Genomic DNA, 17559 nt, shown 5'->3' with positions numbered 1-17559 from the left:
ACAAATGAATATGAAAACAATATATAAAGCATTGCTGTTGCCCGCCATTTTCGTAATCGGCAGCAAGACTGTACAGGCTCAGCTGAACCCTTTAAGTTCACAATATTATACCAACAGATACCTGATCAACCCCGCTTTTGCAGGGGCTGGTCAGGGCCTGAAAATAAATGGCGCTTACCGTAAGCTTTGGAACAACGTTCCGGGATCGCCCCTGACGCAGAACATCACTGCTGATTATGGGTTTAACAAAGTAGGTATAGGGCTGTCTGTAAATAATGAAAGCGCAGGCTTGCAGCGCCAGACCAGAGTAGTGGGCAGTTACGCCTATCACCTGCCTCTGAACTCTGAATCGCAGCAACTTCATTTCGGTGTATCTTTTGGGTTCATGAACCAGAGGCTGGAGAACGCTGACATTTACGGAAATCCAAACGATGTGCTGGTAGGTCAGTATAACGACCGCAAGACTTACCTGGACGGAGATTTTGGAATCGCGTATACTTCAGGAAGTCTGAACATCCAGGCTTCGGTACCCAACCTTAAGAGTTTCCTTAAGAAGGATGTGATCAAGCTGGCCGATGTGGCGACTTTCTACACTGCAGTCAGCTACAGCATCAACGTGAGTGAAGGTGCAGAAGGGATCGATGTAGAACCACTTGTCGCGTTTCGCGGAGTTAAAGGATTTGACAACATCTGGGATGCGGGTGCAAGGCTACAAATCGCCAACCAGCAGGCTTTTATGGTAGCCATGTACCACAGTACTGAAAATGCAACCTTCGGCTTGGGTATGGACTACAAAAAGAAATACCTGATCAGCGGAACATATACTACTCAGACATCAGCTCTGAGTGCTTATACCAATGGAAGTTTTGAACTGAACCTCAGACTGAACCTGACCAATAAATAAAATATCGGCATGGCCGGGGATTGAATCAGCGTTTCTTATTCAGTCCCCAGCTCCATTGCTCAAATAACGTCGGCTTTACCGGGCCTATACCGTCAAGGCTGGTTTCTGTTCCGGACAACCACATCGTTTCTCCCGCTACGGTGTTGATCACCACATTTGTTTTCCCTTCTACTTCTGACATCATCAGCGCCGGTGAATCTGTTTTATCGGAACTTACACGGCTTACCTGCATATCTGTCTCTATCTTGCATTTTCCGCCTTTGGTGCTGAATATCTTAATGAATACCGTTTTTCCCTGTATCCTTTTGGCTGATACCAGGAATGCACCTTCTGCGCGAAGTTTATCAAAACTTACATCCTGCCATTTAGAAGGAATTGCCGGGAATACCCTGATCTTTCCTCCCCAGCTTTGCAACAGCATTTCCTGGATGGAAGTAGCGGCGGCCAAGGGTGTTTCTATTACAGATCCCGACTCGCGATAAAGCGTATTGGGCTGGATGTATTTATCGAACAGCTGATTTAAAAGGTCGTAAGACTGGTCTCCTCTGCCCATCATGGCATTGATAGCCGCTGCGCCGGTAAAAGTATAGCCCTGCAACGCCCCTTTCAGAGAAAGCCAGTGGTTCATGGACTTTTCTATAAGTTCCCTGTTTTCAGACTGATCCCAGTTGAGCACACGATAGGGATATACCATGAGCATATGTGAGTAATGGCGGTGTGAGCTGGTCAAGGACACATCCTTGCCTATCATCAGGCCGGTATCATCTACAGGATATGGCACAATGTTTTGCAAGATCTCCTCCCATTTACTTTTATCCGGGTCGTTCAGGTTTTCATCGGCATCCAGTTGAATGAGGGTCTGCAGCCCCCAGTTCAGGCTGGAAAGTGCGTAGTTGGCATCTGCCGCAGATTTGTACTCAGGAGAGAATGAAACCGGCAAGTGATAAATACCTTTATCGTCTTTTTTGAGGTGGTAGATGAGGTGGTTTACAGAACGTTTCAGCAAAGGGTAGATGAATGCTTTCAGCTCCTGGCTATCGCCCGAATAGGTATAATATTGATGATAGTAAAATAGTGTCCAGGTCAGGTTGCCCAGTTCGAATTGCCCGTTTTCCTGCATGGCCTCAGCAACTGGCGCTACCAGATCATAACCGCTGATCCGGCCAATGGCGGCGGCATCTTTCCTCCATTCGGCAGGAACGTTATTGATCAGGTTTGGGGTATTCTGATTGAGTGCCTGAAACAATGGCTTTGCAAGCTCGAGGTGATTTGAAGTAAAGACCGGCGAGTAAGTAAGCTGTGTATTGAGGTTCCACCATACGGCCGGCCAAGGGGTCTTGCTGGTAAACCAGGGACCCATCAGGTCGATCATCGGTTTGCCGGTTCTGGTAGCCGAAGCAAGTTTATAGAGCTGGATCCAGTAAAAAGATTCCATGCGCTGATCCGGAAGGGAGACAAAACTCTGCTGGTAAAACTGGTGCCACCAATTGGCATGCGCCGCGAATTCGGCACTGAGCTTAGCGGTATTGAAACTCTTCAGCGCGTTGGTAGCTTCTTTGACCTCATCCTGATTTCCCTTTGCATCGTAGCCGACCGAAACCATTACTTCGGTACGTAATGCTTTCTTAATACTCCAGACTGTCGCGTAACCTCCATTGTTCAATAAAGGCTGACTGCAAACGGAGAAGCCTTGCTCCTTACTGACTTTAAAAGGCGGGTTCTCTATATATTCTGAGGGGTTGCCGGCATTGTTCTGAGCCATTCTTGGTGTCCTGCTTTTCTCAGGTACAAACTCCCAGCCGAGTACGAGTTCCTGTTTATTTCCTTTAGCAGAAATATAGATGATATTTTTATTGGCGTGGACATAGGCCTCAAATTCTATACTGCCTTTAGTCGTATAAACTACCCCGCTGGCTTTCCCGTTGTAAATGCTCAGCTCCATCTTTGCTCCGGTAATTGTCCCCGATGTTTTCAACAGCAGTTTCCCGATCGGAAGTCTGGCGCGGGAAATCAATGGTTCGGTCATGAGCTCGCTACTATGCTCCCGCTGGTCTGTCACATCACTGCGGCCAATGTCAAAGCGGACAGCATGATCGTTTTCCTTGTAGATGTTCGTTCCCAACAATCCATTCCCCAAAATAATCCCTGTATAATAGTCGGTACTGATAGAATCCCACTTTAAAGTCTGTCTTCCCATAAAAGAAGGCCAGTCAACCGTGCTTTTTTTAACCTGTGCATTTACATTTCCTGCAAATAACAACAGCAATAGAAAAGTAGAGCTATATTTCATACGCATTGGAATAACTTATTAACTAAAACTAAACACTTTTTTTGATTTTACATGACATTTACCAAAATCCCTGAACATTATGACGAAAAGGTAAAATGATTGCATAGCTTTGCCCATAATAGTATAGCAATAAAATAGTTAAATATGACTTACCAGGAAAAACTGAGCGAAATACGTAAACAAATGAAGGCCGATAATGTAGCGGCTTACATCATTCCTTCTGCTGATCCACACATCAGCGAATACCTGCCAAACCATTATAAATGTATCCCTTTTACTTCGGGCTTTAGCGGCTCTGCAGGTACGCTGGTCATTACACATGATTTTGCAGGTTTGTGGACTGATTTCCGTTATTTCGAACAGGCGGCAGAACAGTTGGAAAACAGCGGTTTTGAACTGGTAAAGCAAAAAGTGCAACATGCCCCTGAGTACATCCAGTGGCTGGTAGAAAAACTGGATAAGGGCGCTACTGTAGCGAGCAATGAGAAATTGCTGTCCCTGCTTCTGGGTGACCTGATCAGTCAGCAGTTTTCTACAAAAGGCATCAACCTAACCAGCAAAGATTACCTGAGCCCGATCTGGGAAAACAGGCCTCAGTTACCTGCCGAAAAAGCATTTTTAATCGCAGATGAACACATTGGTCAGCCCGTAAGCGGCAAGCTGACTGCGGTAAGGGCCATGCTGCAAAAACAAGGTGCAGACTACCATCTGGTTTCTTCCCTGGACGATATGGCCTGGCTATTTAACATCCGTGGTAAGGATGTAAGTTATAACCCGGTAGTACTGAGTTTTGCCCTGATCAGTCAGGACGAGGCCAAACTGTTTGTCAACCCTGACAAGCTGAGCAATGAAGACAAAGAACTCTTGTTAAAAAGCGGCGTAACCGTATTTGCTTATGAGGAAATAGAAACTGCCCTGCAACAGATCCCTGAAAACAAAAGCATACTGATAGATCCTAAACGCAATTGCTTTGCTTATGCAAAATTGATCCCTGCTTCGGTAAGAATCATCAAGGAGACCAATCCTTCGACAGTTTTGAAGGCCGTTAAGAATGAAACCGAGCTGGCAAATACACGTACTGCCATGCTTAAGGATGGCGTGGCGATTACCCGTTTCCTGAAATGGTTATCAGAAAACATCGGCAAAACCACCATTACTGAATTGTCTGCCGCTGCGGTATTACGCAGTTTCAGAGCTGAACAGGATGGCTTCGTTGGCGACAGCTTCAATACCATCAGTGCTTACGGGCCTCACGGGGCACTGCCTCATTATGGTGCTTCGGAAGAAAGTAATTCAGAAGTGAAGTCCGAAGGTTTATTCCTTGTAGATTCGGGAGGCCAGTATTTCTACGGCACAACTGACATCACCCGTACCATCCCGATGGGCAACAATACGGAAGAGGAAAGTACAGATTATACATTGGTATTAAAGGGCATGATTGACGGCTGCAAGGTGCGTTTTCCGAAAGGAACATGCGGTTATCAGATTGACGCCATCACACGTAAACCATTGTGGGATTATGCAATCAATTACGGCCATGGTACCGGTCACGGTGTAGGATATTTTTTAAATGTACACGAAGGACCTCAAACTTTTAATCCGACAGCAACTCCTGTAGCCGTTGAGCTTGGGATGATCACCTCCGTAGAACCTGGCGTATACCGTCCGGGCAAGCACGGGATCAGAATTGAGAACCTGGTAAATACGGTTAAGGATGTGAGCAATGAATTCAACGAGTTTTATGCATTTGAATGCCTGACCATAGCACCGATCAGCACTAAAATCGTGAAGAAGGATTTATTGGAAGCATCGCAAGTGAAATGGTTAAATGATTACAATGCCCTGGTATTTGAAAAGTTAAGTCCGTTTTTGAATGAAGTTGAGCGTGCATTTTTAGAAACGGAAACAAAGGCAATATAATTTTATAATTGAATGCATTGGCTCAGTTTTTGTATCCAGGCTGCAAGTCTGGCATGGTGCCAATCAATATTTAACGTACTTAACAAAAATGAAAAAAATTACTTTAATCGCTCTCTTTGCCGTTGTGGCAACACTATTTGCATGTAAAAAAGATAAAGCCGAGCGCAATTCGGATAGACTAAACGGCAAATGGTCATTGGAATCAATGGCATATGTTTATTATGAAGACGGAAAGGAAATAGAAAGAGAACAAAAGTCTGGTCTCAATCTGCCATGGGAATTCAGAACAGATGGAAAAGCCACCGTTAAAATAGAAGGGGATACTCAGGAAACTAACTGGACCGCAACAGAATCAACACTGGAGATAACCTCACAGGGGGGTGACCAAAAATTGAAGTTTGACATCAAATCTTTGAGCAAGACCGACTTACATCTTGAATATGAAAGTGATGTTGATTTTGAAAATGGTAAAACATACAGAGAGGTTGTTGAATTTAAATTGAAAAAGAAATAATTCAACATTTTTCGAGACCACTTCACCCTCATCATACTAGAAAGACAGCTTTGCAGGTGCGGAATCCCGGATCAAGTCCTGGGATGACGATCGCTATAAATAAGGCGTTTAGTAAAAATTCAGCTGCTCAGAGAAAGCATTAGCGCTGGTGATGCGAAGCTTCAGCAGATGCAGCTTTCGAAGAGGATGCTTAATTTTTCTAAATAGCCGGATACCGTCAATCTTAACTAATATAACTACTAGATCCCTCGAAACTCGGGATGACAAAATCAAAAAAGGGTCAATGTTCTAAAAACACTGACCCTTTTTTATTATTCAAGAATTCTATTGCAGAATATATTCAGGACCTTATTCCAGAATTACATTCCAGAACCATGAACTTTCTTCTAAAGCGGACTGATAGACCTGTCCAGATGCGTATAACCCCCATCAACATACACCATTTGTCCGGTGGTATGACTCGACACCTCCGATAGCAAAAACACCGCAGCATTGGCAATTTCCTCCGCAGTCGTCATTCTTTGTCCCAAAGGAATTTTTGATGTGATGGAAGCCAGTTTCTCTTCAGGATTAGGCAAGGTCTTGATCCAGGTCTCGTACAATGGTGTATAGCATTCCGCTACGATCACTGAATTTACACGAATACCATGTGGCAGTAACTCTACCGCCCATTCACGGGTCAGCGCATTACGAGCGCCATTAGACGCAGCATAAGCAGAAGTTCCGCCCTGACCGGTATCTGCTACCTTGGAACCGATGTTTACAATCGATCCTTTAGATTCAATCAATGCCGGCAACGCATGGTGCGCCATCAGGTAGTAATGAACCACATTTTTATGAAGGCTCGCCACAAATTTCTCATAATTGCCACTAACCAGACCAACGCCATCATTCACACCGGCATTATTTACCAATCCATCGATACGGCCAAATTGTGCCAGTACCTGCTTTACTGCATTTTCATTATCTGCCGGATTGGTCAGTTCAGCTGTAAGGCTAAACACCTTCCCTCCTTCAGTCCTAATGCTATCTGCCAGTTTTTCATTGTCGGCCGCATTGCGTCCAACGATCACCGGAATTGCACCTTCTTTAGCCAGTACCCTGACGATTCCTTCTCCGATTCCCTTTGCGCCACCAGTTACGATGATCACTTTATCTTTTAATTGCAGATCCATTGATTGCTATTTTAAATTGTAAAATTTAGTTGCATTACCGCCCCAGAACAGTTCTTGCTGATGCACTGAAAGCTTCGTTGAAACGTATCCTTCCATCAGGTCTATAAGCTGTCCGTATATTGCTGCGAGGAGACTAACCGGCCAGTCTGAGCCATACATCACCTTGTTGGCTCCAAAGGCATTAAAAACCACATCGAGATATGGCGTAAAATCTTCCGCTTTCCAGTGATTCCAGTCGGCCTCTGTCACGATTCCAGATACCTTACAATACACATTCTCAAATCCGGCAAGCATTTCTATATCTTTTTGCCAATCGGCTATCTTCTTGCTCTTAATCTCCGGCTTGGCAATGTGGTCCAGCACAAAAAGCTGGTCCGGAAACTTAGCCACCAGCTCTGCCGCATACTTCATCTGATCAGGAAATATCAGCAGATCATAAGTAAAACCGAAATCTTTCAATTTGCTGATGCCATTTACAAAAGCAGGCTTAAGCATTAAAGCACGGTCTTCCTCTCCCTGTAAGATATGCCTGAAACCCTTTAAGCGCTCATGCACACTCAGATCTTCCAGTTGCGCCTCAATATCGTCTGCCTGAAGATCAACCCAGCCGACAACTCCTTTGATAAAAGGATTTGTTTTGGCATTCTGAAGCTGAAATTTATTCTCAGCCGGAGACTGATCCGACTGGACGACCACACATCCGTCGAACTTAAAATGTTCCAATATGGGTTCCAGGTGCTTAGGCAGAAAATCGTCCCGCAGCACCTCCATATCCTCGGTAATCCAGCTGTCTCTTACCTTATTGAATTTCCAAAAATGCTGATGGGAATCAATCCTTAACATAGTTTTTCACCTGTTGTTTTTGAGTACCCAAGCCATCAATTCCAAGTTCAATCACATCTCCGTGCTTCAGGTAAACCGGAGGTTTAAACCCTAGTCCGACACCGGCTGGAGTACCCGTAGAAATAACGTCCCCCGGAAGGAGTGTCATAAACTGGCTTACATAAGAAACTACAAAAGGCACATTGAATATGAAGTTAGCTGTATTGCCATCCTGCATTTTCTGACCGTTTACTGTAAGCCATAAACGAAGGTTGTCTACATCTTTAATTTCATCACGTGTAGCCATAAACGGACCCAGCGGAGCAAAAGTATCACAACCTTTACCCTTGTCCCAGGTCCCGTTTCTTTCGATCTGGAACTCACGCTCTGAAACATCATTGTGCAGTACGTAACCTGCAATATAATCAAGCGCATCAGCCTCTTCTACATAAGTAGCTTTTTTGCCGATCACAATGGCAAGCTCTACTTCCCAGTCTGTCTTTACAGAGTTTTTAGGAATGACAACATCATCAAACGGACCTACCATTGCAGTAGTAGACTTCATGAATATCACCGGTTCCGGAGGTAGCGGCGCATTCGTCTCTTTAGCATGGTCCGCATAGTTTAACCCGATACAAACAATTTTTGAAGGACGTGCAACAGGAGAACCTAAGCGGCTCCCTTCAGGTACTTTTACCAACGAATCTTTATTTGCAGCTACAAATTGCTCCAGTCTTTCCAATCCATTGTCCTTAAAGAACTGCTCGTTATAATCTCCGCCAAGGGCTGAAGTATCATACCAAACATCATCTATAATTACGCCGGTCTTTTCCTGATCGGCTGCTCCCCATCTGATTAATTTCATCGTTTAATTTTTATTTCTTTATGCTAATAGTTAGTTGTTCAATTTAATAAATCCTCCGTCTATAGGATAGTCATTACCTGTTACAAAACCAGACTCATCTGAGCACAGGTATAATGCCAGTGAGGCAACTTCTTCGGGTTTACCCATTCTTCCGATAGGCTGACTTTTAGAAAGCTTATCAAATACTTCGGTCTCCTGGCCAGCATAATTCTTACTGATGAAGCCATCGACAAAAGGAGTATGAACCCTTGCAGGGGAAATGCTGTTGCAGCGGATGCCTTCAGACATGTAATCCCGTGCTACAGAAAGGGTCATTGCATAAATGGCCCCTTTACTCATGGAATAGGCGAAACGATCTGTGATGCCCACCAAAGCGGCTATAGATGCCATGTTGAGGATCACACCGCCACCTTTTTTCTTCATTAAAGGAAGGGCTGCGTACATACAATTGTAGGCGCCTTTCACATTGACATTGAAAACTTTGGTAAAATCTTCTTCACTGGTGTTGTCGGCCTTGCCAATGTGAGCAATACCGGCATTATTTACGAGGATGTCTATTTCCCCTATCTTATTGAAAATATCAACTACTTCTTCCTGGCTGGTCACATCACATTTGTAAGTAACCGCTTCCCCCTCGAACTTATTGATTTCGTGGAGCGTGCCCGATGAGGCTTCAAGATTTACCTCAATGATGTTTACAAATGCACCTTGTTTTGCGAATAGCGTGGCAATCGCTCTTCCGATCCCGCTTCCGCCACCTGTAATAACTGCTGTTTTTCCTTTTAAACTGAACATATTAATTTGTCTATTTATAATGAAACTCCCCTTTTCCATGGGATAAAATCATCCTGGTTCAATAATACGGCTTTTGGTGTAATTTCACCACTTGCAGCTTTAATACAATATTCCAGAATCTCGGTTCCCATTTCCTCGATGGTCTTTTCCCCACGGATAATGGCACCGGTATCAATATCTATAATGTCATTCATCCTCGTAGCCAGTGCAGTGTTCGTCGCTACTTTGATCACAGGACAAACCGGATTACCTGTTGGCGTTCCCAGACCTGTTGTAAACAGGATCAGGGTAGCGCCACTTGCGGCTTTTCCTGTTGTGGCCTCTACATCATTACCGGGAGTACAAACCAGACTCAGGCCTGGTTTAGTGGCAGGTTCTGTATAATCAAGCACATCGACCACCGGAGATGTTCCTGCTTTCTTTGCTGCTCCTGTACTTTTGATGGCATCAGTGATGAGTCCATCTTTGATATTTCCGGGAGAAGGGTTCATGTGAAAACCTGAACCGACCGCATGTGCCTGAGCATCGTAAGTACGCATTAAAGAGATGAACTTTTCAGCAATTGGCTTATTCACACAACGGTCTACCATATTCTGCTCCGCTCCGCAAAGTTCAGGAAACTCAGCCAGAAGGACTTTTGCGCCCAATGCTACCAATAGGTCAGAAGTATATCCGACTGCCGGATTAGCAGAAATACCGCTAAAGCCATCGCTGCCGCCACACTTGACGCCGACACATAATTTACTGAGGGGAGCTGGAGACCTTTCCATTTCATTAATTTCTGTCAGCCCGACGAAAGTCTTAAGAATGGCATCTTTAATCATTTGGTCTTCACTTTGACTCTGCTGCTGTTCAAAAATAAGTACCTTTTTATTGAATGACGGATTCCTTTTCTTAATGTCGCTCAGAAAATCATTGGCCTGAAGGTGCTGGCAACCTAAACTTAAAATGGTAATACCACCCACATTAGGATGGTCTGCATATGCAGCCAACAGATTGCTCAGTACAGCAGAATCCTGTCTGGTACCACCACATCCTCCCTGATGATTTAAAAATTTAATGCCGTCTACGTTTTTAAACACCCTGTTGTTGACAGGATTGAGTGGAGACAGACTGTCTACCTGAAAGGAATCTATAGCCTGTCCATCCTGATAGGCATTCAATAAATCTTTAGCAAACTGCTTATACTTGTCGGTCACATTGTATCCCAGAGAGTTATACAGTGCTTCCTTAATCACATCCAGATTCCTGTTTTCGCAGAAAACTGTAGGAATAAACAACCAGTAATTGGCTGTACCCACTTCTCCGTTATCACGATGGTAGCCATTGAATGTCCTGTTTTGAAATGCAGATACATCAGGCACATGCCACTGGTAATTTACATCGCGGTAAGCATAATCCTGGGAGGCATGGTGTACATTTTCCGTAGTCATTAAACCACCTTTAGGAATAAAAGTAGTTGCCTTTCCTACCAGCACTCCATACATTAAAACTTCATCAGCCACCTGCATTTCATTAATGAAAAACTTATGCTTGGCATTTACCTCATCCTGCAGTGTGATGACATCATTGTTCCACACGATCACTTCGCCCTTTTTCAGGTCCTGCAAAGCAACCAGCACATTGTCATCCGGGTGGATTTGTAAAAACTTTTTATTCGTATTATCCGACATTTTTATTCAATTCAAATATTTTATCCATCAGCACCCATTTTTCACCGGGCTTTGCACCCGGAACAGCCTGCTGGTATTTCCACATCAATGCTTCCCATTCCTGCACTTTCTCATTTGCAGCATCCATAGCACCTTTTTTCTCAAAACTGAAGGTAGCATTTACCTCCATGATCATGAACAAACGGTTACCATAACGGTAAATTTCCATCGCGTCAATTCCCGCAGTAGTGATGCTGCTTTTGATCTCAGGCCATACTTCCTGATGCATTTCTTCATATTGTTTAATCAACTCCGGATCATCTACCAGATCCAAAGTTAAGCAGTACCTGTTCATATTATATATTTTTAACTTCTTTAACAACTTTGTGTCCGGTCCAACCAAAAGCCAGCACTACAAGAAAGCAAACCAGCGGCACAATATACCCGATCTGTATGCTGCTGATATCACTGATATATCCCATAACCAAAGGCAATAATGCACCCCCAACTATCGACATGATAATCAGACTGCTGCCATATTTTGTATCATTTCCAAGATCCTTGATACCTAGCGAAAATATAGTCGGGAACATGATGGACATAAAAAAGGCCACCCCTGTAACCGAAATCAAAGCAAGCGTACCCACAGTTACCATAGCAAAAGCGCAAAGGATTACACAGATCACGGAATAAATAACAAGAAGCAATTCTGCTTTGATGAATTTCATTAATGAGGTACCTACTATCCTTCCAATCAAAAATGCAAGTCCCATCCCATAGCCCGCATATTCTCCCGCTTGTTGCTGGTCAAATCCCACTGCCTTGGCTGCATATAAAACAAAGAGACTTAATACACAAACTTGTGCCCCTACATAAAAGAACTGAGCGACAACAGCCCAACGCAAATGTTTGTGTGTTAAGGCATGTAATATCCCTCGCTTCTCATCTCCATCGACTTCAGTTTCTTTAATTTCCGGCAGTTTGATGAATAAAAAAACAATGGTAATCAGGAGAATTATCGCTCCAAGTACCAAATATGGAGTTTTAACGGATGACGCTTCCGAAGCGAGGGTTATTTGCTGAGCAGATGCACTCATGGTACTTAACTCTTCATCCGATACGCCCTTAATCATAATGATCCGTGATCCGATTACCGGGGCGAGCATAGCTGCCAGACCATTAAAGGATTGTGACAAATTAAGTCTGAAAGGTGCCGTTTCTTTAGGGCCTAAAAGTGAAGCATAAGGATTAGCTGCAGTTTCAAGAATAGTTAATCCGCAGGCAATAATAAAAAGTGCTCCTAAAAAAAATGGATAGGCTTGAGTATTTGCTGCGGGAATAAATAAAAACGATCCTATTGCAAACAAACAAAGGCCTATTATGATACCTGACTTGTAGCCGTACTTTTTCATGATAAAACCCGCAGGAAGGGCCATAACGAAATAAGCAATGAATACTGAAAAATCGACTAAGGAAGCCTCTAAAGTACTCAAGCTGAAAGATCTTTTTAAATGTGGAATAAGAATTGGATCCAGGTTATGAACAAAGCCCCACATAAAAAATAGCGAGGTGATCATAATGAACGGAAATAAGTATTTGTTTTTTGTCATCGGTTTATTTATTTGGTTATTCAAATAACGTGGTTTCCGACGTTATTTATTTAATCATTTTATCCATTCATTAAACTATTTTGGCAGATAAAGTAAGTGATCTCTTCACAGGCTGCGCCAGCTAGGCCCAGCGAAGGGCTGGGCAACCTGACAATGCCTGTTCTGAGACACTGACTTTAGAGGAAACAGGGCGTATAGCAGGGAGGCAGCTTGGATGTTCACAGCAGAAATCAAAAGTAGCATAAGGAAACATTACTTTGCATCCTGCTTTCAGGAAATAATAGCTGCTCGGAACAGGCATTGTCAGGTTTGCGACCACAGGGAGCTTAGCTGGCGCAGCCTGTGAGGAGACTGCTATTATTTCCTGAAAAATTAAAGCACCAAAATTACTTAAACTCCAGCCGGACATTCGGCAAGCCTAAAGTAGTGTGTGCTGACCGTGGATTGTGCAATTTCCAGCTAACCGGATAATATTTCCCTTTTTCTACTTGCAAAGATGGTAGTGTTTTGTGATAGATGACCTGCGCTATATCATTGGCAATCCCTACAGTAGTACTTTTCTGAAAACCATTGTAAAATTTAATGACCAGTTGGTTTTTACCCTTTTTCAACGGAAGAAGGATGACATCCTTCATCAGCTTTTCCTTGAGGGGATTATTGTGCTCATCCAGTATCTGCCCATTCAAAGCTACTGTTACCGCATCTCCACTGGTAATTCCTACCAGATAAGACTGGTCCTTTTCTGAAGTAATCTCCTGAAGCAGGTAAGTCGCAGTTTCTTTTTCGGCACTAACTTCATAAGTTAAGTTATTCTTCCATCCAGACATTGCTTCCCAAACTTTGCCCCTATTGGCCGGCCATGGTTTACTCACATCGATATCTTTTAGATTCCCATGTACTCCACCCGGGCCTGAATAGTAACTGCCCGATTTATAAAGCAGACCCCAAATAATAGATGACGGTGTATTGTCCAGCTTATCGGTTTCATTTCCGCTCAATGCCACGGTACTGACTTTACCATTGATTTCCAAATCAATCTCTTTGCCCTTTTCGTTCTCTGTAAAATAGACTTTAGGTGTTATAGTCCCGCTTGCCACCGGGCTCAAAGTCCATGATTCCTTTACAGTACTTTGATAGCGGTTGTTGTAATCGATCCCTGAATTGCTATAATGCTTAAAAGCGTTATGACTGTTGAGCGTTAAAATGCCAGCGTTTTTCACGATAATATTCGCAGGGGGCACTTTATAGCCATTTGTAAACTCTATAGCGATCACTTTAAATTCTTTAGCAATATCCAGGTCTGCGCGAACCGTAATGGTTACACCTGCTGCATTTTGAGTATACTTAACTTTTTTATTTTCGCCTAAGACACTTGCGCCTTTTATCTTTCCGGTAAGACCGGGTAAAGTAATTGTACCATTCTCTGGCGATGAAAGCAGGTGTAAGTAAATTTTATTCGGCCTGCTGGTCAGGCTGCCCCATTTAAATGAAATGTGAAAAGGGTCGGCATCCGTTCCGTAGATTGCCTCCTTATTCTTCTCCAGCCACTTGCCAATATTGAGTAGAATATCCCTTTCAAAAGGCACGACAGAACCGTCGCCTTTAGGGCCAATGTTCAACAGGTAATTTCCGCCACGGCTAACCACACGAATCAAACTGGTCAGTTTCTCTTTTTGCTTTTCTTCTTCACTGCCCCTTTCCTGCCATGAACGGTAACCCCAGGTTTCATCAAAGAAGGATGCAGGAGACTGCCATGGCACTCCGATTGCATAGTCTGGCTCCTGATTATCGCCCATCACATTGAAATCACCCATGTCATTTCCAATCCGGCTTCCGATCATACAGTCAGGTTGTAATTTATGCACCAGGTCTCTGAGTTCACGGCTATCCTTCTCACGCTGTGAACCCATATCAAACCAAAGCTCAGAAACAGGTCCGTAGTTACTCAAAAGTTCTGTAATCTGTCTCTTATTATACTCCACATGCTCAGGAGTGATGAGGTCTGAATTGTGACTTGAGATTGGAGAGGCCTGAGGAAAATGCCAGTCAATCAAGGAAAAATACAAGCCAAAACGTAGTCCGCCACGCTTACAGGCCTCAGACAATTCCTTCAGCACATCCCTCTTGAAAGGTGTAGCGTCTACCACATTGAAATCGGTAGTGCTGGTCTTAAACATACAAAAACCATCATGGTGTTTTGAAGTGATCACTATGGACCTCATGCCTGCCTTTTTAGCGAGAGACACGATAGAATCAGCATTCCATTTTTCGGGGTTAAACCTTTTAGCAACGTTAGCATAAGTATCACTATAAATTCCCGCATGAGCCTGTATTTGTTCACTTAAGCCTTTTGATACCGGCTTGCCTTCCCAGACGCCTCCCAATACGGAATATATCCCATAATGAATAAACATGGAGTACTTCTGTGCCTGCCAATCCTTAAGTGCCTTTGGATCATGTTGTGCAAAAGCGAAGAGATTCGCAAAAATCAATAAGGCGAATAAAATAGTTTGTTTCTGTTTCATGGTTTAAAACCCTAGTTCCGGTTATTTTATTGGTTTATCCAGTTTTACCTTTTGAGTATTCTGATTTCTAAATATACTAAGTTCAATGCTTTGATTGGATTTAACCCGGTCTTGTTCATCAAGCAGGTCAGTCATTTTATTTACTTCTTTTTGCCTGAAAGCCAGTATCACATCGTTAGGTTTCAATATACCTGCCCATGGACTATTTGCATCTACACTCAGCACAAGTACCCCTTTCTCAGAAGACATTCCAGTCGCCGAGCGTTCACCAAGTGTTTCAAGGTTCTTGATGCGGACGCCAAGCCATTGCACGATCTGATCCTTACTAACCTGAACTGGTCTGGCCAACAAAGGCAGCGGGGCTTTCTTCGCAATTTTAGCAAGCTGCGGACTGCTTACCCCAAATTGATTTGTAGGGAAATTCCTGAAACCTACAGCCAAAGCTTTTGAACCTGGCTTTACACGGTAATCTCCAACTTGAGGATTTATAAACATCGCATCGCCATAGTCAGAATGCTGGTCTGTGCCTGCAAGCCGTGCTTTCTTTAATGCTGCACTATCCGGGAATAAGTTATAATCGATTTCCTTACCCCAGTGATTGATCCCAATTGGGTAATAATTGCGCATGACGATATTGTGCTTAAAAACATCTCCGCTATTTGCAAACCAGACATGCGGATGGAAGGAATTGTTAAGGATGATGTTATTTTCAACAGTCCTGTAAAATCCTTCACGGAGTTTTAATCCACCATTCAGGCAAACATTGTTATAAATATGGTAGTTGCTGGATCCATCATCAAGATCTATATCCCAGCCATGGTTACAATGAAAACGATTGTCGTGAATGGTAATGGTTTTGATGACATCAGCTGTGATCAGTGATGGGTGGTTCTTAGCAATTTCATTCATTACCGATACCTTAGGATGCCAGTAACGGTCTCTTCCCCAGGAGTTAAAAGCACCATGGTCGCCAGTCTCTAAAACGGTATTGAAAACGTCATTGTATGCGATCACATGTCCGCCCCATGTACCTTCACTGATATTGATACCCGCCCTTGGCACGTCATAAATTGTATTGTGGCTGACAGTAATGTCCATAGACATAGAAATCTGCACACCGGCAACCTGCTTTTCTACCTGTCCCAGTCCATACATCAGCGTATTCTCAACCTTGCAATTCTGAGGATAATTGTTTGTCTTCGGTCCTCTTACGGTATCTATTTGCTCCAGAGGCACGAACTTATTGTACTCAAAACTTCCTGAACGTACCGCATTTGGATCTCCAACAAAACAAACACCACTGGCTCCTGCGTAGGCGATATGGCAACCTGAAATGGTGCTGTTTTTATTATAATTACTTAAAAATATGGCATTGCCTCCTACTGTATTGAAATAACAAGATCTGACCTGACAGCGCTCAGTACCTTCCATAAAAACAGCACCCCCACGGTAAATCGTCCAGTCACTTCGTAATAAAGGCTCTTTAGTCTCCATAAAAGTCCTGACCGTGTGCGCCAGTTCAAATCCTTCAATACTGATGTTTTTTACCGGACTGACTGCAGATCCCTTAAATTCAAAAAGATGCTTCAGCTGTGGCACTTCTATGCTGGCCTTTTCCAGGGCTGCTTTGGCTTGGGTGGGGTAATAATAGATTTTCTTTTCAGCTTTATCAAAAAACCATTCGCCTGCGGTGTCCAGCTCTTCAAAAATATTTTCTACAAATCGATACTTATCGTGCATCCCCATCTGCCGGTTATTTTGAAAGCCTCCTTCGAGTCTCAATTTACCTGCTTCGTCTTTGCCTTTTATTTCATAATGATACCCACCCCACTCTGCTTTATGTAAAGCATGAATAAATCCTCCTGCCGGATTTTTCCATTTAGAGATTCGTTCAGGACTCAGCGCATCAGCAGCAAAGCCACCATAAAATCTGATGGAAGGGTTGTAATTAGGATACCTCGCCATTCTTTGCTGTTGATGATCTACATAAAGCTGATCAAAGGGAATATCCTTATTGACACTAGCCATCACAATAGCACCCTTATAAGACTCCCAGTTTAATTTTAAGGTAACAGCACCGCTAATGATTACCTTATTTCCGGGATAGGCTTTAAATACCAGTTCTTCTCCTGCTTTCCTTGAATCAGCTGGGGTAAAAACTATGGTTTCAGACAAGTAATAAGTTCCTTCAAGCAAGTACACCGTAACTTTCCCTTTCATTTTACGGGCCTCCTGCTGTGCTCTTTTTATGCTGGCATATGGAAGGCTCTTACTTCCTTTTGCACGATCATTTCCCTTAACGGAAACATAAATATCGTGAGCAATGCCATCACTGGCTTGAAACAGCAAAACAGCTAAAATGAAGGAGAATAGTGTTTTCATTGGTCTGGATTTGGTATATTCAAAGAAAGCAAATTAGACCAAGCAAAATTTACTTCAATTGCCAAAACAATAAGCAATTTTGGCAGTTAAATAACTGATCTCTTA

At 43.3% G+C, this 17559-nt stretch carries 14 protein-coding genes; 3 read left to right on the top strand and 11 right to left on the bottom strand.

The annotated features are described in order from the left end of the window. Positions 1 to 10: 10 nt before the first annotated feature. Positions 11 to 904, top strand: coding sequence for a type IX secretion system membrane protein PorP/SprF (locus R2Q78_RS08565; RefSeq protein ID WP_316790810.1), 894 nt, complete (start codon positions 11 to 13; stop codon positions 902 to 904). A 25-nt stretch (positions 905 to 929) separates the two neighbouring features. Here R2Q78_RS08565 and R2Q78_RS08560 read toward each other — a convergent pair whose 3' ends face one another. After that, positions 930 to 3194 (bottom strand): glycosyl hydrolase family 95 catalytic domain-containing protein, encoded by a 2265-nt coding sequence (locus R2Q78_RS08560; protein WP_316790808.1) that lies wholly within the window; start codon positions 3192 to 3194, stop codon positions 930 to 932. A gap of 144 nt (positions 3195 to 3338) precedes the next feature. Between R2Q78_RS08560 and R2Q78_RS08555 the strand changes: the two genes are divergently transcribed. Together R2Q78_RS08555 and R2Q78_RS08550 are read left to right on the top strand one after the other, a co-directional pair. Further along, a complete protein-coding gene (locus R2Q78_RS08555; RefSeq protein WP_316790806.1) occupies positions 3339 to 5114 on the top strand; it encodes an aminopeptidase P family protein in 1776 nt (591 codons plus the stop codon). Between the two features lie 88 nt (positions 5115 to 5202). Then, entirely contained in the window at positions 5203 to 5628 is a 426-nt protein-coding gene (locus tag R2Q78_RS08550) for a lipocalin family protein (protein ID WP_316790803.1), read from the top strand. Between the two features lie 386 nt (positions 5629 to 6014). Here R2Q78_RS08550 and R2Q78_RS08545 read toward each other — a convergent pair whose 3' ends face one another. The 10 genes from R2Q78_RS08545 to R2Q78_RS08500 all read right to left on the bottom strand — a co-directional run bounded on the left by R2Q78_RS08545 (position 6015) and on the right by R2Q78_RS08500 (position 17454). Further along, the gene (locus tag R2Q78_RS08545) at positions 6015 to 6803 is read right to left on the bottom strand and encodes an SDR family oxidoreductase (protein ID WP_316790801.1); all 789 of its coding nucleotides are present in this window, start codon (positions 6801 to 6803) and stop codon (positions 6015 to 6017) included. Positions 6804 to 6809: 6 nt separating this feature from the next. Next, positions 6810 to 7646, bottom strand: a complete 837-nt coding sequence (locus R2Q78_RS08540; RefSeq protein WP_316790799.1) for an amidohydrolase family protein — start codon at positions 7644 to 7646, stop codon at positions 6810 to 6812. Then, complete coding sequence (locus R2Q78_RS08535; RefSeq protein WP_316790796.1) at positions 7633 to 8490, bottom strand: fumarylacetoacetate hydrolase family protein; 858 nt, start codon at positions 8488 to 8490, stop codon at positions 7633 to 7635. Before R2Q78_RS08535 ends, R2Q78_RS08540 begins: the two co-directional genes overlap by 14 nt. A 30-nt stretch (positions 8491 to 8520) precedes the next feature. Then, on the bottom strand, positions 8521 to 9285 hold the full coding sequence (locus tag R2Q78_RS08530; protein ID WP_316790794.1) for an SDR family oxidoreductase: 765 nt from the start codon (positions 9283 to 9285) through the stop codon (positions 8521 to 8523). Between the two features lie 14 nt (positions 9286 to 9299). Beyond that, entirely contained in the window at positions 9300 to 10958 is a 1659-nt protein-coding gene (locus tag R2Q78_RS08525; protein WP_316790793.1) for an altronate dehydratase family protein, read from the bottom strand. Next, positions 10948 to 11292, bottom strand: a complete 345-nt coding sequence (locus tag R2Q78_RS08520) for an L-rhamnose mutarotase (RefSeq protein ID WP_316790791.1) — start codon at positions 11290 to 11292, stop codon at positions 10948 to 10950. Before R2Q78_RS08520 ends, R2Q78_RS08525 begins: the two co-directional genes overlap by 11 nt. Position 11293: 1 nt before the next feature. Beyond that, positions 11294 to 12547 (bottom strand): L-fucose:H+ symporter permease, encoded by a 1254-nt coding sequence (fucP, locus tag R2Q78_RS08515; RefSeq protein ID WP_316790789.1) that lies wholly within the window; start codon positions 12545 to 12547, stop codon positions 11294 to 11296. Between the two features lie 121 nt (positions 12548 to 12668). Continuing rightward, on the bottom strand, positions 12669 to 12956 hold the full coding sequence (locus tag R2Q78_RS08510) for a hypothetical protein (RefSeq protein ID WP_316790787.1): 288 nt from the start codon (positions 12954 to 12956) through the stop codon (positions 12669 to 12671). Then, entirely contained in the window at positions 12934 to 15072 is a 2139-nt protein-coding gene (locus tag R2Q78_RS08505; protein WP_316790785.1) for an alpha-L-fucosidase, read from the bottom strand. Before R2Q78_RS08505 ends, R2Q78_RS08510 begins: the two co-directional genes overlap by 23 nt. Positions 15073 to 15093: 21 nt before the next feature. Continuing rightward, positions 15094 to 17454, bottom strand: a complete 2361-nt coding sequence (locus R2Q78_RS08500) for a PDZ domain-containing protein (protein WP_316790783.1) — start codon at positions 17452 to 17454, stop codon at positions 15094 to 15096. Positions 17455 to 17559 lie beyond the last annotated feature (105 nt).

The sequence above is a fragment of the Pedobacter frigoris genome (genome assembly GCF_032678645.1).
GTDB lineage: Bacteria > Bacteroidota > Bacteroidia > Sphingobacteriales > Sphingobacteriaceae > Pedobacter > Pedobacter frigoris_A.
This window is presented reverse-complemented; position numbering and strand designations above follow the sequence as displayed.

Coding starts and splice junctions, on each gene's coding strand:
- R2Q78_RS08565 (WP_316790810.1), top strand. CDS start 11: ATGAAAACAATATATAAAGCATTGCTGTTGCCCGCCATTTTCGTAATC.
- R2Q78_RS08560 (WP_316790808.1), bottom strand. CDS start 3,194: ATGAAATATAGCTCTACTTTTCTATTGCTGTTGTTATTTGCAGGAAAT.
- R2Q78_RS08555 (WP_316790806.1), top strand. CDS start 3,339: ATGACTTACCAGGAAAAACTGAGCGAAATACGTAAACAAATGAAGGCC.
- R2Q78_RS08550 (WP_316790803.1), top strand. CDS start 5,203: ATGAAAAAAATTACTTTAATCGCTCTCTTTGCCGTTGTGGCAACACTA.
- R2Q78_RS08545 (WP_316790801.1), bottom strand. CDS start 6,803: ATGGATCTGCAATTAAAAGATAAAGTGATCATCGTAACTGGTGGCGCA.
- R2Q78_RS08540 (WP_316790799.1), bottom strand. CDS start 7,646: ATGTTAAGGATTGATTCCCATCAGCATTTTTGGAAATTCAATAAGGTA.
- R2Q78_RS08535 (WP_316790796.1), bottom strand. CDS start 8,490: ATGAAATTAATCAGATGGGGAGCAGCCGATCAGGAAAAGACCGGCGTA.
- R2Q78_RS08530 (WP_316790794.1), bottom strand. CDS start 9,285: ATGTTCAGTTTAAAAGGAAAAACAGCAGTTATTACAGGTGGCGGAAGC.
- R2Q78_RS08525 (WP_316790793.1), bottom strand. CDS start 10,958: ATGTCGGATAATACGAATAAAAAGTTTTTACAAATCCACCCGGATGAC.
- R2Q78_RS08520 (WP_316790791.1), bottom strand. CDS start 11,292: ATGAACAGGTACTGCTTAACTTTGGATCTGGTAGATGATCCGGAGTTG.
- fucP (WP_316790789.1), bottom strand. CDS start 12,547: ATGACAAAAAACAAATACTTATTTCCGTTCATTATGATCACCTCGCTA.
- R2Q78_RS08510 (WP_316790787.1), bottom strand. CDS start 12,956: ATGTCCGGCTGGAGTTTAAGTAATTTTGGTGCTTTAATTTTTCAGGAA.
- R2Q78_RS08505 (WP_316790785.1), bottom strand. CDS start 15,072: ATGAAACAGAAACAAACTATTTTATTCGCCTTATTGATTTTTGCGAAT.
- R2Q78_RS08500 (WP_316790783.1), bottom strand. CDS start 17,454: ATGAAAACACTATTCTCCTTCATTTTAGCTGTTTTGCTGTTTCAAGCC.